The sequence below is a fragment of the Streptomyces sp. NPDC004266 genome (assembly GCF_042874095.1).
GTDB lineage: Bacteria > Actinomycetota > Actinomycetes > Streptomycetales > Streptomycetaceae > Streptomyces.
On record NZ_JBIAMM010000005.1, the window covers coordinates 143,428 to 161,472 of the forward strand.

The following is an 18,045-nucleotide window of genomic DNA, read 5'->3' on the forward strand; positions in this document are numbered from 1 at the left end:
TCGGCTACAACACCAGCGACAGCAGCAGGACGAGCACGATGCCGACGACCGAGATGATCGTCTCCATCACCGACCAGGTCTTGATCGTCTGGCCGACGTTCATGCCGAAGTACTCCTTCACCAGCCAGAACCCGGCGTCGTTGACGTGGCTGAAGAAGAGCGAACCGGCACCGATGGCGAGGACGAGGAGCGACACCTCACCGGTCGACATGCCCTCGGCGAGCGGGGCGACCAGGCCGGCGGCCGAGATCGTCGCCACCGTGGCGGAGCCGGTCGCGAGCCGGATCGCGACCGCGATCAGCCAGGCGAGCAGCAGGGCCGGGATCGACCAGCTCTTCGAGAAGTCGAGGATCATCTGACCGACGCCGATGTCGATCAGGGTCTGCTTGAAGCCGCCGCCCGCGCCGACGATCAGCAGGATGCCCGCGATCGGGGCGAGCGACTTGTCGACGGTGGAGGACAGCTGCTCCTTGGTGAAGCCGGCCGCGCGGCCCATCGTGAACATGGCGACGATGACGGCCGCGAGCAGGGCGATCAGCGGCGAGCCGATGACGTCGGTGACCTTCTGCACGCCGTTCTCGGGGTCGTCGACCACGATGTCGACGAGCGCCTTGACCAGCATCAGGACGACGGGCAGCAGGATGGTCGCGACGGTGACGCCGAAGCCGGGGCGCTTCTCCAGGTCCTCGGAGGGCCGGGCCGGGATCATCTTCTCCGGGGCCTGGATGTCCACCCAGCGGGCGGCGTACTTGGAGAAGACCGGTCCGGCGATGATCACGGTGGGTATGGCGACGACCAGGCCGAGCGCGAGGGTCACGCCCAGGTTGGCGCCGACCGCGTCGATCGCGACCAGCGGGCCGGGGTGCGGCGGGATGAGGCCGTGCATCACGGACAGGCCCGCCAGGGCCGGGATGCCGATCCGCATCAGCGAGTAGTTGCCGCGCTTGGCGACCATGAGCACCACCGGGATCAGCAGCACGATGCCGACCTCGAAGAAGAGCGGCAGGCCGATCACGGAGGCGATCAGGACCATCGCCCAGGGCATGGCCCGCTTGCCGGTCTTCGCCAGGATCGTGTCCACGATCTGGTCGGCGCCGCCGGAGTCGGCGAGCAGCTTGCCGAGGATCGCGCCGAGCGCGATGAGCACGCCCACGCCGGCGACGGTGTTGCCGAGTCCGGTGCTGAACGACTTGATGGTGTCCGCGAGCGGAGCGCCGGCGAACGCGCCGAGCGCCAGTGAGCCGATGGTCAGCGCGAGGAACGCGTGCAGCTTGAACTTGGTGATGAGCAGGACGATGACGGCGATGCCGGCGAGCACGGCGATCCCGAGCTGGGCGTTGCCTGCCGAGGTGATCGGTTCGGCGGCGTCCGCTGCCAGGATCTCGACGCTGAGACTGGTCACGGTGTGTCCTTCGTACGGGCAGGTGGGGGACGGGGTGCGGGGGGCCGGGGGAGGGTCAGCCGGCCAGGCCGCGCAGGGCGGCGACGGCGCGGGCGGTGATCTCCTCCGGGGTGCCGGAGACGTCGACGGCGACGCCGGCCTCGTCCTCCTGCAGGGGCTGCAGGGTGGCGAACTGGGAGTCGAGGAGCGCGGTGGGCATGAAATGGCCCTTGCGTGCCGCCATCCGCTCCTCGATCAGCTCCCGGTCACCGGTCAGATGCAGGAAGACGACCCCGGGCGCGGCGGCACGCAGCCGGTCCCGGTAGATCCGCTTGAGCGCGGAGCTGCTCACGACCCCGCCGAGTCCGGCCCGGCCGTGCGCCCACTCCCCGATGGCGTCGAGCCAGGGCCCCCGGTCCGTGTCGTCCAGCGGGACGCCGGCCGACATCTTGGCGACGTTGGCCGCCGGGTGGAAGTCGTCGCCCTCGGCGTACGGCAGGCCGAGCGCCTCCGCGACCAGCGGACCGATGGTGGTCTTGCCGGTCCCGGCGACGCCCATCACGACGACGACCGGGGGAGCGGTGAGGGGGGTGGTGCTCATGGGGGGTGCCTCGCTGTCTTCATCGACATCGATTCGGTGAATCCGTCGCGCTCATGAAACCCATTGGGTACGACGTATTCAAGAGTCTGTGACATAAAAGTCGTACTTTTAATTCCCGGGTGTGATCGCCCGGACCCGCGCGCATAGGCTGATCACCATGACGACACCGGCCCAGGGGCTCCACTCCCACGTCCTGGCCACCCTGGGCCTCGCGATCACCGCGGGGGAGTACCCGCCGGGCACCGTGCTGCGCACCGACGAGCTCGCCCAGCGCTTCGACGTCTCCCGGACCGTCGTCCGCGAGGTCGTGCGGGTCCTGGAGTCCATGCACCTCGTCGAGTCACGCCGGCGCGTCGGCGTGACCGTGCTCCCCACGGCCAGCTGGAACGTGTACGACCCCCAGGTCATCCGCTGGCGGCTCGCCGGCGCCGACCGCCCCCGCCAGCTCCGCTCGCTCACCGTGCTCCGCTCGGCCGTCGAACCCGTCGCCGCCGGCCTGGCCGCGCTGAACGCCACCCCCGAGCAGTGCCGCGAGCTCACCGAGCAGGCCCTCGGCATGGTCGCCACCTCGCGCGGCCGGCGCCTGGAGGAGTACCTCGTCCACGACATCGCGTTCCACCGGGTCGTGCTCAACGCCTCGGGCAACGAGATGTTCGCCCGCCTCGGCGACGTGGTCGCCGAGGTCCTCACCGGCCGCACCCACCACCACGTGATGTTCGAGGACCCCGACCCGGCCGCCGTCACCCTGCACGTCCAGGTCGCCGAGGCCGTACGGGAGCGGGACGCCGCCCGCGCCGAGGAGCTCACCCGCCAGATCGCGGTCGGCGCCCTCCAGGAGCTGGACGTCCTCGCCCCGTAGTTCATCCGGGCGTTACCCGCCCGTAAGCTCTGAACTAGCTCAAATATGGGCGTTCAGTGACATGCGTCACAGTCAGTGGGGCGCCGTTGCCGTGAGTATGTGCGCTGGCCGTGCCGGGGAGACCCCCCATCCAGGTACGGCCGGGTACCGCACAGACCCCTCACGAAGGCGAACAACTCCATGACTGACCGCGTCACCGCGGCCGAGCCGCTGTCCGCCGCTCCGGCGAACCCGGCCGCCTCCCCCCACGTCGACGCAGGCGACGCCGGCTACCGCAAGGACCTCAAGTCCCGGCACATCAACATGATCGCCATCGGCGGCGCCATCGGCACCGGCCTCTTCCTCGGCGCCGGCGGCCGCATGTCCCAGGCGGGCCCGTCCCTCTTCATCGCGTACGCCGTCTGCGGCGTCTTCGCCTTCTTCGTGGTGCGCGCCCTCGGCGAGCTGGTGCTCTACCGCCCCTCCTCCGGCGCCTTCGTCTCCTACGCCCGCGAGTTCATGGGTGAGAAGGGCGCCTACACGGCCGGCTGGCTGTACTTCCTCAACTGGTCGACCACCGCCGTCGCCGACATCACCGCGGCCGCCACCTACGCCCACTTCTGGGCCATGTTCAGCGACATCCCGCAGTGGGTCCTCGCCCTGATCGCCCTCGCGGTCGTCCTCACCGCCAACCTCATCTCCGTGAAGTACTTCGGCGAGATGGAGTTCTGGTTCGCGATCATCAAGGTCGCCGCCCTGGTCGCCTTCATGCTCGTCGGCATCTTCCTCGTCGTGACCTCGCACGACGTCGGCGGCCACACCCCGGGCCTCGCCAACATCACCGACAACGGCGGCATCTTCCCCAACGGCATGATGCCGATGCTGCTGCTGATCCAGGGCGTCGTCTTCGCCTACGCCTCCGTCGAGCTCTGCGGCGTCGCCGCCGGCGAGACCGAGAACCCCGAGAAGATCATGCCGAAGGCGATCAACTCGATCATGTGGCGCGTGGGCCTCTTCTACGTCGGCTCCGTGGTCCTGCTCGCCCTGATCCTTCCGTACACCGCGTACTCCGGAGACCAGAGCCCCTTCGTCACCGTCTTCGACAAGCTGGGCATCCCCGGCGCCGCCGGCGTGATGAACCTCGTCGTCCTCACCGCCGCCCTCTCCAGCCTCAACTCGGGCCTGTACTCCACCGGCCGCATCCTGCGCTCCATGTCGCTCTCGGGCTCCGCGCCCAAGTTCACCGGCGTCATGAACAAGGGCGGCGTCCCCTACGGCGGCATCCTGCTCACCGCGGGCTTCGGCGTCGCCGGCGTCCTCCTCAACTACGTCATGCCCGGCGAGGCCTTCGAACTGGTCCTCAACTTCGCCTCCATCGGCATCATCGGCACCTGGGCCATGATCATGATCTGCTCGCTGCTCTTCGTGCGCAGCGCCAGGCAGGGCAAGCTCGCCCGCCCCGGCTACCAGCTGCCCTGGGCCCCCTACACCCAGATCGTGACCCTGGGCTTCCTCGCGGCCGTCCTCGTCCTGATGTGGATGGACGGCGGCATCAGCCGCACCACCGTGAACTGCCTGCCGCTCATCGCGGCGGCCCTCGTCGGAGGCTGGTTCCTGGTCCGCCGCCGGGTCCGCGCGACCTCCGCGGCGCACCAGGGCTGAGACTCCCCCCACGGGAGACGGCGGACCCCCACAGGCACGGCCTGCGGGGGTCTCGCCTTTTGTCAGGAGATAGTGGTACGCAAGAGCCTTACAAGATCCGGTCGGAGGAAGGGAAGTTCGCGATGCCGCAGCACGTCCAGGGGGTCATCGCCCCCGGCAGGAACGAACCGGTACGCGTCGAGACCATCGTGATCCCCGACCCCGGCCCCGGTGAGGCCGTCGTCAGGATCCAGGCCTGCGGCGTCTGCCACACCGATCTCCACTACAAGCAGGGCGCGATCAACGACGAGTTCCCCTTCCTGCTGGGCCACGAGGCCGCCGGAATCGTCGAGTCCGTCGGAGAGGGCGTCACCGACGTCGCCCCCGGCGACTTCGTGATCCTCAACTGGCGCGCCGTCTGCGGCACCTGCCGCGCCTGTACGCGGGGCCGCCCCTGGTACTGCTTCGCCACCCACAACGCGAAGCAGAGGATGACCCTGCTCGACGGCACGGAACTCTCCCCGGCCCTCGGCATCGGCGCCTTCGCCGAGAAGACCCTCGTCGCCGCCGGCCAGTGCACCAAGGTCGACCCGTCCGTCGCCCCCGAGGTCGCGGGCCTCCTCGGATGCGGCGTGATGGCCGGCATCGGCGCCGCCATCAACACGGGGAACGTCGGCCGCGGCGACACCGTCGCCGTCATCGGCTGCGGCGGCGTCGGCGACGCGGCGGTCGTCGGCTCCCGCCTCGCCGGAGCCGCGAAGATCATCGCCGTCGACATCGACGACCGGAAGCTGGACAAGGCCCGCGAGATGGGCGCCACCCACACGGTCAACTCGCGCACCGCCGACGCCGTCGAGGCGATCCGCGAGCTCACCGGCGGCTTCGGCGCCGACGTCGTCATCGAGGCCGTCGGCCGCCCGGAGACGTACGAGCAGGCCTTCTACGCCCGCGACCTCGCCGGCACCGTCGTCCTCGTCGGCGTCCCCAGCCCCGACATGAAGCTGGAGCTCCCGCTCCTCGACGTCTTCGGCCGCGGCGGCTCGCTCAAGTCCTCCTGGTACGGGGACTGCCTGCCCTCCCGCGACTTCCCGATGCTCATCGACCTGCACCAGCAGGGCCGCATCGACCTCGCCGCCTTCGTCACCGAGACCATCGGCCTCGGCGACGTCGAGAAGGCCTTCGCCCGCATGCACGAGGGCGACGTCCTCCGCTCGGTGGTGGTCCTCTGATGGCCGCCCGCATCGACCACCTCGTCACCTCCGGCACCTTCAGCCTCGACGGCGGCACCTGGGACGTCGACAACAACGTCTGGATCGTCGGCGACGACTCCGAGGCCATCGTCATCGACGCCGCCCACGACGCCGGGGCGATCCTCGCCGCGCTCGACGGCCGCGCCCTGCGCGCCATCGTCTGCACCCACGCCCACGACGACCACATCGACGCCGCCCCGGCCCTCGCGGCCGCCACCGGCGCCCGCATCCTGCTCCACCCGGCCGACCAGCCGCTGTGGAAGCTCACCCACCCCGACCACAGCCCGGACGGCGAGCTCGCCGACGGCCAGGTCCTCACCATCGCGGGCACGGACCTCACGGTCCTCCACACCCCGGGACACGCCCCCGGGGCGGTCTGCCTGTACGCCCCCGAGCTCGGCACGGTCTTCTCCGGCGACACCCTTTTCCAGGGCGGCCCCGGCGCCACCGGCCGGTCCTACTCGGACTTCCCGACGATCGTCGACTCGATCCGCGGGAAGCTCCTCACCCTGCCGCCGGAGACGGTCGTCCGCACCGGCCACGGCGACACCACCACGATCGGCGCCGAGGCCCCGCACCTGGAGGAGTGGATCAAGCGCGGCCACTGAGAGCCAGCCGGCTCTCGAACCGCACCTCGTCGCCCGTGAACGGGTCGGTGAACTCCAGCGTCCGCGCGAGCAGCCGCAGCGGACGCGCGAAGTCCTCCGGCCCGTCCTCACGGACCACCGGATAGACCGGATCGTCGAGGATCGGCAGCCCCAGGCCGTTCATGTGCACCCGCAGCTGGTGGGTCCGCCCGGTCACGGGCACCAGCCGGTAGCGCCCCAGCCCTCCCGCGTGCCCGAGGAGCTCGATCCGGCTCTCGGCGTTCGGCTCGCCCGGGACCTCCCTGGCGGCCATCACCCCGCGCTCCTTCTCGATCCTGCTGCGCACGGTCACCGGCAGCTCCACCGCCGGGTCGTACGGCGCCACCGCCTCGTACTCCTTGCGCACGGCCCGGTCGCGGAAGAGCGTCTGGTACGCCCCCCGGTCCTCCGGGCGCACGACGAACAGCACGAGCCCCGCCGTCAGCCGGTCGAGCCGGTGCGCGGGCTGGAGGCGCGCGAGCCCCAGGTCACGCCGGAGCCGGGCGAGCGCGGTCTCGGTCACGTGCCGCCCCCGGGGCATCGTCGCGAGGAAGTGCGGCTTGTCCACCACCACGATCCGCTCGTCGCGGTGCACGACCCCGATCGGGAAGGGCACGGGCGTCTCGGCGGGGAAGTCCCGGTGGAACCAGAGGTGCCGCCCCGCAGCGTACGGCTCGTCCCCGCCGACCGGCCCGTCGACCCCGACGAACCGCCCCTCCCGCAGCATCCCCTCGACCCGGCCGGACCCGACGGCGGCCCCGTACCGCTCGACGAGGTACTCCCGGACGCTCGCCCAGCGCCCCTCGGGGTCCTCCGGCAGCCGCACCCGGACGGGATCGATCCCGTACAGCTGGGGGAGCGGGGAGGCGGGAGCCTTGGATCTGCGTCGCACCGGTCCCACCGCCGTGATTCCTGCAGCCGTAACGAGAAGGACCCCACATGACGTGGGGTCCTTCGCTGGTGTCCGAGGGGGGACTTGAACCCCCACGCCCGATAAAGGGCACTAGCACCTCAAGCTAGCGCGTCTGCCATTCCGCCACCCGGACAAGGTGTCTGTCTTCCCGGCCGCTGGGCCCTTCCGACGAGGAAAACCATAGCAAACATTCGGAGCGGTCGATCACCACCCCCGGTCGGCCCCCGTCATGTGACAGCCGCATGTCGGAGGGCCGGCGCCCTTGGGTGCCGAGGGGGCCACGCGGGAGGATGGGGGCGACCACCAAGCAATCACGTGGGGCACGTAGTGGGAGGAAGCAGCGTGAGCGAGTCGAACACGGCCCGGAGCGTCAGCGGCGAGGACGAGGTGGTGGACCTCTGTCGCGACCTCATCCGCATCGACACCAGCAACTACGGCGACCACTCCGGCCCGGGAGAGCGGGCGGCGGCCGAGTACGTCGCCGAGAAGCTCGCGGAGGTCGGGCTCGAGCCGAAGATCATCGAGTCGCACAAGGGGCGCGCCTCCACCGTCGCCCGGATCGAGGGCGAGGACCCGTCGCGTCCGGCCCTGCTCATCCACGGGCACACCGACGTCGTCCCGGCCAACGCCGAGGACTGGACCCACCACCCCTTCTCCGGCGAGATCGCCGACGGCTGCGTCTGGGGCCGCGGGGCCGTCGACATGAAGGACATGGACGCGATGACCCTCGCGGTCGTCCGCGACCGGCTGCGCAGCGGCCGCAAGCCCCCGCGCGACGTCGTCCTCGCCTTCCTCGCCGACGAGGAGGCCGGCGGCACCTACGGCGCCCGCCACCTGGTCGACCACCACCGCGACCTCTTCGAGGGCGTCACCGAGGCGATCGGCGAGGTCGGCGGCTTCTCCTTCACCGTCAACGAGAACCTGCGCCTCTACCTGGTCGAGACGGCCCAGAAGGGCATGCACTGGATGCGGCTGACCGTCGAGGGCACGGCCGGCCACGGCTCCATGACCAACGACGACAACGCCATCACGGAGCTCTGCGAGGCCGTGGGCCGCCTCGGCCGCCACCAGTGGCCGGTGAGGGTCACCAAGACCGTGCGGAGCTTCCTCGACGAGCTGTCGGACGCCCTCGGCACCCCGCTCGACCCCGAGGACATGGAGGGCACCCTCGCCAAGCTCGGCGGCATCGCCAAGATGGTCGGCGCCACCCTCCGCAACTCGGCCGCCCCGACGATGCTCGGCGCCGGCTACAAGGTGAACGTGATCCCCGGCCAGGCCACCGCGCACGTCGACGGCCGCTTCCTGCCCGGCTACGAGCAGGAGTTCCTGGCCGATCTCGACCGGATCCTCGGCCCCCGCGTGAAGCGCGAGGACGTGCACGGCGACAAGGCCCTGGAGACCAGCTTCGACGGCGCCCTGGTGGACGCCATGCAGCTGGCGCTGCGCGCCGAGGACCCGATCGCCCGCGCCGTGCCGTACATGCTGTCCGGCGGCACCGACGCCAAGTCCTTCGACGACCTCGGCATCCGCTGCTTCGGCTTCGCCCCGCTCCAGCTGCCGCCGGAGCTCGACTTCGCGGGCATGTTCCACGGCGTGGACGAGCGGGTGCCGGTGGACGGCCTCAAGTTCGGCGTCCGCGTGCTGGACCGTTTCCTCGACGCCTGCTGAATTCGCCCACGCGTTTGTGCGTGACCGGAAAGAGTGAATGAACTCAAGGGCTCGTAGCCCTCATCATTCCCCCTCGTTACAGGTGGTGCGGTCCGCGGCTGGGGCCGCATTGCCAACTAGGAGGAATAATGATCAAGAAGGTCGTCGCTGCTGCGGCTGCCACCGGCGGTCTCGTTCTCGCGGGTGCGGGCATGGCCGTTGCCGACGCGGGTGCCCAGGGTGCCGCCATCGGTTCCCCCGGCGTGCTCTCGGGCAACGTCGTCCAGGTGCCGGTTCACGTCCCCGTGAACGTGTGCGGCAACACGGTCTCCGTGATCGGCCTGCTGAACCCCGCCTTCGGCAACACCTGCGTCAACGCCTGACGTTGTGCCTCGCCCCGTGAGGGTGTGAGCCGGTCCGGCCCCGGAGTGCGTGCCATGCACTCCGGGGCCGGTGGCCATTTCCGCCCCGGGCCGTCCGCCCGGTGGCACTCTTTCGAAGCCGAGCAGGCAGGGAACAAGCTATGCGACAGGTCACGCGCAAGGGCCTCATCACCGTCGCGGCCGCCGGAGGCGTTTTCGCCGCCGTCGGCGGCGGATATGCGCACGCCGATTCCGGCGCGAACGGTACGGCCATGAATTCCCCGGGCGTCGCGTCCGGAAATTCCGTCCAGGTCCCGGTGCACGCACCGGTGAACGCCTGCGGGAACACCGTCAACGTCATCGGACTGCTCAATCCGGCCTTTGGCAACACGTGCGCCAACACCTCCCCGTACGGTGGCGGATCCTCCGCCGGCGGGCACACCGGACACTCTCCCGGCGTGGGCTCCGGCAACCACGTCGAGGTGCCGGTCGACGTCCCGGTGAACGTCTGCGGCAACGACGTCACGGGCGTCGGCCTGGGCAACGCCGTCACGGGCAACGACTGCGCGAACGGCGGGGACACGGGCTACGGGGAGGAGGAGCCGGGCAACCCGGGGAATCCGGGCAACCCGGGGAATCCGGGTAATCCTGGGAACCCCGGTAACCCCGGTAATCCTGGGAACCCTGGTAATCCTGGGAACCCCGGTAATCCTGGGAACCCCGGTAACCCGGGTAACCCTGGGAACCCGGGTAACCCCGGCACTCCGGGTAACCCCGGCACCCCCGGTCACCCCGGCACCCCCGGCACCGAGGGCGGGCCGAACACTCCCGGTACCCAGGTCGTCACTCCGCCGCGTGCCGTCGAGGAGCTCGCCGAGACCGGCTCCGGTCCGCTCGGCGTGATCCTTCCCGCCAGCGCCGGGATGCTGCTCGCCGGCTCGCTGATCTACCGCCGCGCCCGCAGCGCCGCCTGAGCCACCGGCTCACGCACCACGCACAGGGGCCCCGCACACCACGGGGCCCCTTCTCGCCGTCTTCCCGTCGTCCGGTGCTTCCTACCAGGTCGCCCGGACCTGGCGGATGATCCGCCGCTTCAGCCGCACTCTGCGGCTCCCGTCACGGTGCAGGCTCAGACGGTCCAACTCCCAGTGTCCGTACTCGGCATGGTCGGTCAGGAGCCGCGTCGCCTCCTTGCGGGAGACACCGCGCGGCACGTACACATCGACAAATTCGTATTCCGGCATCGCATCTATTGTGCGGGCACGGGCCCGGTACGGATAGCGTCTGTCCCATGTCTGATGCTGCGCAGCCCACCGCTGCCGAGGTACGTGCCGCCGCCGAGGCGGTCAAGACCGCACTGGACCGTCACCTCGCGGCGGTCGAACGCCGCACGGGAGACGACGACACGGCCGTCTACGAGGCCTTCAACGCCCTCGCCGCGGCCGCCGAGACGTACGACGAACTCCTCTACGACCGCTACGACGAGGTCACCCCCTTCGAGATCCCCGGCACCGACGGCAACCTGCCGCCGTACGCCGGACCTGACGAACCCCACGCCCTCAGCCTCCTGATCCGCCGCGACTACGCCGTCGCCGAGCCCCAGCGGCTGCTCGCCCAGGCCCGCCGCGTCGCCGAGCTCGACGACGACGCGGACACCCGCGCGGTCGCCAAGGCCGGCGTCTCGCCGCTCGCCGCCCTCGGCGTGCTCTTCGGCGAGTACGAACCGGACGAGATCGCCTCCCGGCACAAGGAGTTCGGCCTGGAGGAGGGAGACTCCACGCTCTGGGTCACCGCCGCCGAGGAGCTCCCGGAACCGGGGGAGTGGCTGGCCGCCCCCTTCGACCACGCCGACCCCGAGCGGATCGTCTGCCGCTTCGACGTCAGCTCCGTCTTCGACGAGGAGGACGAGGACGAGCCCGTGGAAGCGGGAGCCTCCGGCGCGGACGCCTGACGGGACGCGGGAGGGCCGGGACACCGCGCGGTGTCCCGGCCCTCCGTCGCTTCCGGTCCTACTCGCCGTCGGCGGCCAGCAGGGCCTCCAGGAGCGGCCGCAGCCGCGTCGTGCGCTCCGGGGCCACCCCCTCGGCCACCGCGCGGGGCAGCGCCTGGTCCACGCCGTGCACGACCGACAGATGGCGCTCCGCCCGGCCGAAGGCCGTGTACACCCACGGCCGGCTCAGGCCGCCCGCGGCGTCCCCCGGCAGCACCACGACCACCGCGGGCCAGCGCGCCCCGGCCGCCTGGTGCGCGGTGAGCGCCCAGCCGTGCCGCAGCGCCGACTCCACCCGCTCCTTCGGTACGAGGAGCTCCTCGCCCCCGCAGCGCAGCCGCAGCCCCTCGGCGTCGGCCGAGAGGACCGTGCCCGACACCGTGCGCCCCGGCGCGGGCGCGTACGCCACCCGGTCCCCGGGGTCGTAGCCGCCGAACCGGCCGGGGCCGGGGTTGAGCCGCTGCTTCAGGGCGGCGTTCAGCGCGCGCGTGCCGACGGAGCCGCCGTGGCCGACCGTGACGACCTGCGTCTGCTCGGACGGCACCCCGAGGGCCCGGGGCACCGAGTCCGCCACCAGCTGGACCGTACGGTGCACGGCCTCGCCCGCGTCCCGCACCGGGACGATCACGACCTCCTTGCCGGGGGCCTCGACCTGGTTCAGCTCACCGACGCCGATGCCCGACACCAGCTCGCCGAGCGGCCCCGGGTCGGGGACGCGGGAGGCGATCCGCGGGCACACCCGGGACGCGAGGACGTCCGCGAAGACCCGGCCCGCGCCCGGTGCGCCGAGCACCTCGGGATCGCCGCTCAGCACCAGACGGCAGCCGTCCGGCAGCGACTCCACGAGCATCGCGCCCGTCTCCACGTCCAGCTGCGGGGCGTCGAGGACCACGAGCAGGTCCAGGGCGAGGGCGCCGTCCTCGTCCCGGCCGGGCCCGGCCGTGCCGGACAGCAGCGCGGCGACCGTCACCGCCTCGGCCCCCGCGGCGCCGAGCGCGCGGCGCCCGCCGTCCGCGTGGACGGCCACCAGGGCGCGCAGACCCCGCTCACGGGCCGCCGCGGCGAGCGCCACCGGCTCGGCGCGGGCGGCCTCCCCGCCCGTGTGCAGGACGAGGCCGTGCCCCCCGGCGGCGCGCTCCAGCTCGCCGCCCTCCCAGACGTCGGCCTTCGCCGTCCTGACCAGCCGGGCGAGGCCGTCCGCGAGGCTCTCCTCGGCCAGCGCGTACCGGTCGAGTCCGAGCAGGGCGGGCGCTGCGGGCTCCCGCTCCGCGGGGGGCGCGGACGCCCCCTCGACGTCCTCGTCGCCGTCGGGCTCCTCCGCCGTCTCCTCCTCCTGGAAGAGGAGGACCGCGCCCTCGGAGACCGCCGCCTCGACCGCCTGCTCGGGGTCGGGCACCGCGTGCCCGGCGAGCCCGGCGCGCACGGCCTGGACCTCCAGGGCCGTGTGCCCCTGGACGGCGGCCCGCTCCAGGAGCCACACGGTCAGGGCGACCGCGCGGCGCGGGTCGCCGGGGCCGCACGCGGGGCCGAGCAGCGCCCGCGCGAAACCGTCGGCCTGCTCCGGGAGGACCCCCGGCACCGCGAGCAGCTGCCAGGGATCCTCCCGCAGTGCCGGGGCCGCACCCTCGCCGAGCACGGCGGCGACCCGGCCGGCCAGCGCCTCCGGGGCGCCGCCCGCGGCGAGGACCTCGCGGACGGCGGCCGTGGTGCCGGGCGCCGGAGCCGCCGGCCGCTCCGGCGCGGGGGGCCGCACGACGGTCGTCGGGGCCGGCTCGGCGGCGGGGCGGCGGGGGGCGGGCTCGGGCGCCTCGTAGAACGCGCTGCCCGAGGCGGTGCCGCCCTCGACGGCCCGGACGGCGGCGAGGAGGTCGGCCGCGGTGCCGCTCAGCTTGGCGCCGCTCGCCACCGGGCCGCTCTTCTCGGCCTTCCGGGCCTCGATCCTGGCCCGCAGCTCCCGCTGCGCGGCGAGCTCGGCCTGCGCCTCGCTCACCTCGGACCCGTCGGCGCCCTCGCCGGCCTCCGCGTTCCCGCCGTCGGCGGACGCGGGCCCTTCGGCGGATTCCGGCTCTTCGGCCGTGGCGGTCCGGCTGTCGGGCTCTTCGGCGGACGCCGGTTCCTCGGCGCTCCCCGTCTTCTCGTCATCGGCGGACCGGTCACCGGCCTCTTCGCCGGATTCGGGCCCCTCGGCCGCGTCCGGCCCCTCAGCCGCGTCCGGCCGCCCGGGGGAGTCCGGCACCCCACCCGTACCGGGCTCTTCGGTCGGCCCCGGCCCCCCGGCGGGCTCCTCGGCGGAATCCGGTCCCCCGGCCGCGTCGGGGGCCGGGGTCCCGGCGGCTTCCTCCGGCAGGTCCTCGGTGGGCTCCGCGGCCTCGGGCGCGGTCTCCCCGGAAGGCTCGGTCACAAGGTGCTCCAGTCGTGATCCGGATAGCGGTGCACGGGCGCCGACACATCGTCCAGCGCCCGACAGATCTCGTCAGGAAGACTAAGCGCCTCCACTGACAACGCGGCCGCGAGCTGGCGCGCCGTGCGCGCGCCGACGATCGGGGCCGTCACCCCGGGGCGGTCGCGGACCCACGCGAGTGCCACGTGGAGCGGGGTCGTCGCGAGCCCGTCGGCCGCCGTCGCCACCGCGTCCACGATCCGGCTCGCCGCCTCGTCCAGGTACGGCTCCACGAAGGGCGCCATCGTCTCCGAGGCGCCCCGCGAGTCCGTCGGCGTGCCGCTGCGGTACTTCCCCGTCAGGACCCCGCGCCCCAGCGGGGACGAGGGCAGCAGACCTATGCCGAGGTCCATCGCGGCCGGCAGCACCTCCCGCTCGATCCCCCGCTGGAGCAGCGAGTACTCCAGCTGCGCCCCGGCGAGCCGCGTGCGGTCGCCGCCGAGCTGCCAGGTGCCCGCCTTGGCGAGCTGCCAGCCGCAGAAGTTCGACACGCCCGCGTACCGCGCCCGCCCGCTGCGCACCGCGATGTCGAGGGCCTGGAGCGACTCCTCCAGGGGCGTGTGGGGGTCGAAGGCGTGCAGCTGCCACAGGTCCACGTGGTCCGTGCCCAGACGGGCCAGGGAGGCGTCGAGCGCGGCGAGCAGGTGCCCGCGCGAGCCGTCCGTGCGCCGGTCGGGGTCCGGGACGCTGCCCGCCTTGGTGGACAGGACCAGGTCCTGCCGGGGCACCAGGCGCTCCATCAGGCGCCCGAGCAGATACTCCGCCTCGCCCCCGCCGTACACGTCGGCGGTGTCCACGAGGGTGCCGCCCGCGTCCCAGAACGCCTTCAACTGCTCGGCGGCGTCGTGCTCGTCGGTGTCCCGGCCCCAGGTGAGGGTGCCGAGTCCGATGCGCGACACACGCAGGCCGGTACGTCCGAGATGCCTCTGCTCCATGGGCGCGAGAGTACTGGCCAGGGCACCACGCGGAGAGAGCCTGTGGACAACGGCGCCCTGACGGATGGCTCGCACGCGCGCTAGAGTCCGGCCAAAGAGACGTTACCGATGGGTAAGGGGTGCGTGGAATGCGGCTCGGCATCAACCTCGGCTACTGGGGCGCCGGCATGGACGGCGACAACCTCGCCGTCGCCCAGGAGGCGGACCGCCTCGGCTACGACGTCTGCTGGGCCGCCGAGGCCTACGGCTCCGACGCCCCCACGGTCCTCGCCTGGGTCGCGGCGAAGACCGAGCGGATCGACGTCGGCTCCGCGATCATGCAGATCCCGGCCCGTCAGCCCGCCATGACGGCGATGACGGCGGCCACCCTCGACTCGCTCACCGGCGGCCGCTTCCGCCTCGGCCTCGGCGTCTCCGGACCGCAGGTCTCCGAGGGCTGGTACGGCGTGAAGTTCGACAAGCCGCTCGCCCGGACCCGCGAGTACGTCGAGATCGTCCGCAAGGCCATGACCCGGGAGCGGCTCAGCTACGACGGCGAGCACTGGACCCTGCCGCTCCCCGGCGGCCCCGGCAAGCCGATCAAGCTCACCGTCCACCCCCAGCGCGAGCACATCCCGCTCTACATCGCCGCGATCGGACCGAAGAACCTGGAGCAGACCGGCGAGATCGCCGACGGCGCCCTGCTGATCTTCCCCTCCGCCGAGCACCTGGAGGAGACCGCGCTCCGGCACCTGCGGGCGGGCCGCGAGAAGGCCGGTCTGACGATGGACGGCTTCGACGTCTGTCCCACCCTGCCGCTCGCCCTCGGCGACGACGTGACCGCGCTGGCCGACGTGTTCCGCCCGTACACCGCGCTGTACGTCGGCGGCATGGGCAGCCGCAAGCAGAACTTCTACAACCAGCTCGCCCGGCGCATGGGGTACGAGAAGGAGGCCGCCGAGATCCAGGACAAGTACCTGGCCGGCGACAAGACCGGGGCCGCGGCCGCCGTGCCGCACTCCCTGATCGACCAGACCACGCTGCTCGGCTCCGTCGAGCGGATCGCCGAGCGGATGACGGCCTACGCGGAGGCCGGGGTCACCACCCTCACCCTCGCCCCGGCCGGCTTCACCCTGGACGAGCGGCTGGCGGCCCTGCGGGCGGGCGTCGAGGCGATGGAGCGGGCGGGCCTGGCGTAACGCCCCGGGCGCGGCGCCGGACGCGGAGGACGGAGTCCGCGCAGGCGGTCGAAGCCCGCGCGGTCCCCGGTGGCCGCGCGGTGCGAGAGCGCCGTCGGGGAGGGGGTCCGCGGCCGTGGTGGGGGCTCGGGGGTCCTCCCCGCCACGGCCGTCACGCTGCACAACGCTCCACCGGGCCCCCGGTTACGGCCTCGGGCCTCACTCTTTCGGCCGAGTCGTCGTACCCTCCTGTTGCCCGACGCCCGGGACCCGACTTGACTCGGTCTCCCCGGACGTACCGGAGTGCGGACGTCCGCACGGAGGTGGCGGCGATGCTCACGGCCAAGGGCCTGTTCCAGGAAATCATCGACAACGACGAGTCCTTCCGGCTCTTCTGTTCCATCGCCGCGAGCGGCGAGTCCCAGGGCGGCTGGGAGAACGCCCGGATCGCGGCCCTCGTCGCGCCCGGCATGCGCGCCCTCGCGCCCAAGATCACCCGGCACGGCGCCGACGAGGACAAGCACGGCCGGATCTTCAACGCGCTGATGAAGAAGCGCGGCCTCGAACCCGTGCCCGTGCCCCCCGACACCGACTACACGATGCTGCTCGAACAGCGCGGCATCGGGCTCGCGCACGACAAGCTCCGCGCCGACCGGCCGCTGAGCGAGGAGGACGTGGTCGTCTACCTCGCGCACAGCAGGGTCACCGAGGAGCGCGCCGCCGACCAGATGCAGTTGCTCGTGAAGCACTTCGGCGACCACCCGGAGCTCGGCAGGGCGATCCGGATGATCTGCAACGACGAGGACAACCACCTCGCCTACTGTCACGAGGAGCTGCTCCGGCTCGCCCGCCGGGGCCACGGCCGGCTCATCCAGCGGACCCTTCGCGAGTCCGCGCTCGCCGAGATCCGGGTCTACCGCGACGTCAGCCTCGCCGTGATGCGCCACATGGGCCGCATCCTGAACTGGCCGAAGCCCAAGGCGGCGGTCCTCGCCGCAGGGATCCACGCCGTGTACGCGTACGAACGCGCCGCCGGCTGGCACAGGATGGTCGACCTGCGGATGCCCGAGCGGCTGAACGCCCTCGGCGGCCCCGCGACGCCCGCCCCCGCCTTCTGAGCGGGCCCGGCGAGGACGGGCCTCACATCCAGCCGCGCCGCTTGAACACCCGGTACAGCCCGACGACGATGCCCACCATCACCACGATCACCGCCGGGTACGAACCCACCCAGTGCAGCTCCGGCATGTGCTCGAAGTTCATCCCGTAGATCCCCGCGACCATCGTGGGGACCGCGGCCATGGCCGCCCACGCCGAGATCTTCCGCATGTCGTCGTTCTGCCTGACCCCCATCTGCGCGAGATGGGCCGACAGCACGTCGGACAGGAGCCGGTCGAGGCCCTCCACCTGCTCGTTGGAGCGCAGCAGGTGGTCGTTGACGTCGCGGAAGAAGGGCTGCGAGCGTTCGTTCACGAACGGCACCGCGCCGGCCGTCAGCCGGGCCATCGGCCCGGCCAGCGGACCGCTCGCCCGCCGGAACTCCAGGACCTGCCGCTTCGCCGTGTAGATCCGCTCCGCCGTGTTGGCCGGATTGCCCCCGCTGGGCGCGAAGACGTCCGCCTCCAGCTCCTCCAGGTCGACCTGGAGCTCGCCCGCCACGTCGAGGTAGTGGTCCACGATCGCGTCGCTCACCGCGTACAGCACCGCCGTCGGCCCGTGCTTCAGGACCTCCGGGTCCGCCTCCAGGCGGCGGCGCACCTCCGCGAGCGGCGCGCCCTCGCCGTGCCGGACGGTCACGACGAAGGAGTCGCCCATGAACACCATCAGCTCGCCCGAGGAGACCCGGTCGCTCTCCGGCTCGTACACGATCGGCTTGAGCACCACGAAGAGCGAGTCGTCGTAGACCTCCAGCTTGGGCCGCTGATGGGCCTTCAAGGCGTCCTCGACGGCCAGCGGGTGCAGCGCGAACTCCGAGGCGACGTGGTCGAACTCCGCCTCCGAGGGCTCGTGCAGCCCCACCCACAGGAACGCGTCCCCCGTCGCCCGCGCCTCCTCCAGGGCGTCGGAGAGGTCGGCGGGCCCGTCCGTACGGCGCCCGTCCCGGTAGATGGCAGAGTCCACGATCACTCGGCGCATTCTGCCCCGGAACGCCCCCGCCACGCACGCGCGTACGACACCGGTTCCGGCGGGCACCGCCGCATCACGCGCGCGTGGTCCGCCGGAGCCCTCGACGCCGTCACGCGCGCGCACCGGGGTCCCGCCGGCCC

17 protein-coding genes and 1 tRNA gene are annotated in these 18,045 nt (G+C 72.4%); 10 read left to right on the forward strand and 8 right to left on the reverse strand.

All coding sequences use genetic code 11. The annotated features are described in order from the left end of the window. Nucleotides 1-4: 4 nt before the first annotated feature. Together ACFYUZ_RS14355 and ACFYUZ_RS14360 are read right to left on the reverse strand one after the other, a co-directional pair. The gene (locus tag ACFYUZ_RS14355) at nt 5-1,402 is read right to left on the reverse strand and encodes a gluconate:H+ symporter (protein WP_389308814.1); all 1,398 of its coding nucleotides are present in this window, start codon (nt 1,400-1,402) and stop codon (nt 5-7) included. Between the two features lie 55 nt (nt 1,403-1,457). Further along, entirely contained in the window at nt 1,458-1,982 is a 525-nt protein-coding gene (locus ACFYUZ_RS14360; RefSeq protein WP_389308816.1) for a gluconokinase, read from the reverse strand. A 157-nt stretch (nt 1,983-2,139) separates the two neighbouring features. Here ACFYUZ_RS14360 and ACFYUZ_RS14365 point away from each other — a divergent pair, with 157 nt between their 5' ends. The 4 genes from ACFYUZ_RS14365 (at nt 2,140) to ACFYUZ_RS14380 (ending at nt 6,319) form a co-directional block, all read left to right on the forward strand. Continuing rightward, nucleotides 2,140-2,841 carry a FadR/GntR family transcriptional regulator gene (locus tag ACFYUZ_RS14365; protein WP_041128413.1) on the forward strand — a complete coding sequence of 234 codons (702 nt, stop codon included), beginning with the start codon at nt 2,140-2,142 and terminating at the stop codon, nt 2,839-2,841. Nucleotides 2,842-3,021: 180 nt separating this feature from the next. Continuing rightward, the gene (locus ACFYUZ_RS14370) at nt 3,022-4,482 is read left to right on the forward strand and encodes an amino acid permease (protein WP_389308818.1); all 1,461 of its coding nucleotides are present in this window, start codon (nt 3,022-3,024) and stop codon (nt 4,480-4,482) included. 122 nt (nt 4,483-4,604) lie between these two features. After that, the gene (locus ACFYUZ_RS14375; protein WP_389308820.1) at nt 4,605-5,690 is read left to right on the forward strand and encodes an S-(hydroxymethyl)mycothiol dehydrogenase; all 1,086 of its coding nucleotides are present in this window, start codon (nt 4,605-4,607) and stop codon (nt 5,688-5,690) included. Then, nucleotides 5,690-6,319, forward strand: a complete 630-nt coding sequence (locus ACFYUZ_RS14380) for an MBL fold metallo-hydrolase (protein WP_389308822.1) — start codon at nt 5,690-5,692, stop codon at nt 6,317-6,319. The genes ACFYUZ_RS14375 and ACFYUZ_RS14380 overlap by 1 nt, the downstream gene beginning before the upstream one ends. On the opposite strand, the gene ACFYUZ_RS14385 is transcribed toward ACFYUZ_RS14380, so the two are convergent. Then, nucleotides 6,303-7,229 carry a pseudouridine synthase gene (locus ACFYUZ_RS14385; RefSeq protein ID WP_389308824.1) on the reverse strand — a complete coding sequence of 309 codons (927 nt, stop codon included), beginning with the start codon at nt 7,227-7,229 and terminating at the stop codon, nt 6,303-6,305. The genes ACFYUZ_RS14380 and ACFYUZ_RS14385 overlap by 17 nt on opposite strands. 66 nt (nt 7,230-7,295) lie before the next feature. After that, nucleotides 7,296-7,383, reverse strand: a tRNA-Leu gene (locus ACFYUZ_RS14390). A 209-nt stretch (nt 7,384-7,592) separates the two neighbouring features. Here ACFYUZ_RS14390 and ACFYUZ_RS14395 point away from each other — a divergent pair. From ACFYUZ_RS14395 to ACFYUZ_RS14405, 3 genes are all read left to right on the forward strand, one after another. Then, on the forward strand, nt 7,593-8,918 hold the full coding sequence (locus tag ACFYUZ_RS14395; RefSeq protein ID WP_389308826.1) for a M20/M25/M40 family metallo-hydrolase: 1,326 nt from the start codon (nt 7,593-7,595) through the stop codon (nt 8,916-8,918). Between the two features lie 128 nt (nt 8,919-9,046). Further along, entirely contained in the window at nt 9,047-9,280 is a 234-nt protein-coding gene (gene chpH, locus ACFYUZ_RS14400) for a chaplin ChpH (RefSeq protein ID WP_015032475.1), read from the forward strand. Between the two features lie 140 nt (nt 9,281-9,420). Beyond that, on the forward strand, nt 9,421-10,233 hold the full coding sequence (locus ACFYUZ_RS14405; protein WP_389308828.1) for a chaplin: 813 nt from the start codon (nt 9,421-9,423) through the stop codon (nt 10,231-10,233). An 81-nt stretch (nt 10,234-10,314) separates the two neighbouring features. Here ACFYUZ_RS14405 and ACFYUZ_RS14410 read toward each other — a convergent pair whose 3' ends face one another. Then, nucleotides 10,315-10,503, reverse strand: coding sequence for a DUF5703 family protein (locus ACFYUZ_RS14410; RefSeq protein ID WP_015032473.1), 189 nt, complete (start codon nt 10,501-10,503; stop codon nt 10,315-10,317). 47 nt (nt 10,504-10,550) lie between these two features. Between ACFYUZ_RS14410 and ACFYUZ_RS14415 the strand changes: the two genes are divergently transcribed. Continuing rightward, the gene (locus ACFYUZ_RS14415) at nt 10,551-11,210 is read left to right on the forward strand and encodes a hypothetical protein (protein ID WP_389308830.1); all 660 of its coding nucleotides are present in this window, start codon (nt 10,551-10,553) and stop codon (nt 11,208-11,210) included. A 58-nt stretch (nt 11,211-11,268) separates the two neighbouring features. On the opposite strand, the gene ACFYUZ_RS14420 is transcribed toward ACFYUZ_RS14415, so the two are convergent. Together ACFYUZ_RS14420 and ACFYUZ_RS14425 are read right to left on the reverse strand one after the other, a co-directional pair. After that, nucleotides 11,269-13,650: a helix-hairpin-helix domain-containing protein gene (locus ACFYUZ_RS14420; protein WP_389308832.1), complete on the reverse strand. Its 2,382-nt coding sequence runs from the start codon at nt 13,648-13,650 to the stop codon at nt 11,269-11,271. Next, a complete protein-coding gene (locus ACFYUZ_RS14425; RefSeq protein ID WP_389308834.1) occupies nt 13,647-14,624 on the reverse strand; it encodes an aldo/keto reductase in 978 nt (325 codons plus the stop codon). Before ACFYUZ_RS14425 ends, ACFYUZ_RS14420 begins: the two co-directional genes overlap by 4 nt. Nucleotides 14,625-14,752: 128 nt before the next feature. Here ACFYUZ_RS14425 and ACFYUZ_RS14430 point away from each other — a divergent pair, with 128 nt between their 5' ends. Both ACFYUZ_RS14430 and ACFYUZ_RS14435 read left to right on the forward strand, forming a co-directional pair. Continuing rightward, nucleotides 14,753-15,802: an LLM class F420-dependent oxidoreductase gene (locus tag ACFYUZ_RS14430; RefSeq protein ID WP_389308836.1), complete on the forward strand. Its 1,050-nt coding sequence runs from the start codon at nt 14,753-14,755 to the stop codon at nt 15,800-15,802. Nucleotides 15,803-16,113: 311 nt separating this feature from the next. Next, entirely contained in the window at nt 16,114-16,899 is a 786-nt protein-coding gene (locus ACFYUZ_RS14435) for a ferritin-like domain-containing protein (RefSeq protein ID WP_389308838.1), read from the forward strand. Nucleotides 16,900-16,921: 22 nt separating this feature from the next. On the opposite strand, the gene ACFYUZ_RS14440 is transcribed toward ACFYUZ_RS14435, so the two are convergent. Beyond that, the gene (locus ACFYUZ_RS14440) at nt 16,922-17,914 is read right to left on the reverse strand and encodes a magnesium and cobalt transport protein CorA (protein WP_389308840.1); all 993 of its coding nucleotides are present in this window, start codon (nt 17,912-17,914) and stop codon (nt 16,922-16,924) included. Nucleotides 17,915-18,045 lie beyond the last annotated feature (131 nt).

Bases quoted from the DNA above. Each gene is read 5' to 3' on its own strand.
- ACFYUZ_RS14360 (WP_389308816.1), bottom strand. From the start codon at position 1,982: ATGAGCACCACCCCCCTCACCGCTCCCCCGGTCGTCGTCGTGATGGGC.
- ACFYUZ_RS14365 (WP_041128413.1), top strand. From the start codon at position 2,140: ATGACGACACCGGCCCAGGGGCTCCACTCCCACGTCCTGGCCACCCTG.
- ACFYUZ_RS14370 (WP_389308818.1), top strand. From the start codon at position 3,022: ATGACTGACCGCGTCACCGCGGCCGAGCCGCTGTCCGCCGCTCCGGCG.
- ACFYUZ_RS14375 (WP_389308820.1), top strand. From the start codon at position 4,605: ATGCCGCAGCACGTCCAGGGGGTCATCGCCCCCGGCAGGAACGAACCG.
- ACFYUZ_RS14380 (WP_389308822.1), top strand. From the start codon at position 5,690: ATGGCCGCCCGCATCGACCACCTCGTCACCTCCGGCACCTTCAGCCTC.
- chpH (WP_015032475.1), top strand. From the start codon at position 9,047: ATGATCAAGAAGGTCGTCGCTGCTGCGGCTGCCACCGGCGGTCTCGTT.
- ACFYUZ_RS14405 (WP_389308828.1), top strand. From the start codon at position 9,421: ATGCGACAGGTCACGCGCAAGGGCCTCATCACCGTCGCGGCCGCCGGA.
- ACFYUZ_RS14410 (WP_015032473.1), bottom strand. From the start codon at position 10,503: ATGCCGGAATACGAATTTGTCGATGTGTACGTGCCGCGCGGTGTCTCC.
- ACFYUZ_RS14415 (WP_389308830.1), top strand. From the start codon at position 10,551: ATGTCTGATGCTGCGCAGCCCACCGCTGCCGAGGTACGTGCCGCCGCC.
- ACFYUZ_RS14425 (WP_389308834.1), bottom strand. From the start codon at position 14,624: ATGGAGCAGAGGCATCTCGGACGTACCGGCCTGCGTGTGTCGCGCATC.
- ACFYUZ_RS14430 (WP_389308836.1), top strand. From the start codon at position 14,753: ATGCGGCTCGGCATCAACCTCGGCTACTGGGGCGCCGGCATGGACGGC.
- ACFYUZ_RS14435 (WP_389308838.1), top strand. From the start codon at position 16,114: ATGCTCACGGCCAAGGGCCTGTTCCAGGAAATCATCGACAACGACGAG.
- ACFYUZ_RS14440 (WP_389308840.1), bottom strand. From the start codon at position 17,914: ATGCGCCGAGTGATCGTGGACTCTGCCATCTACCGGGACGGGCGCCGT.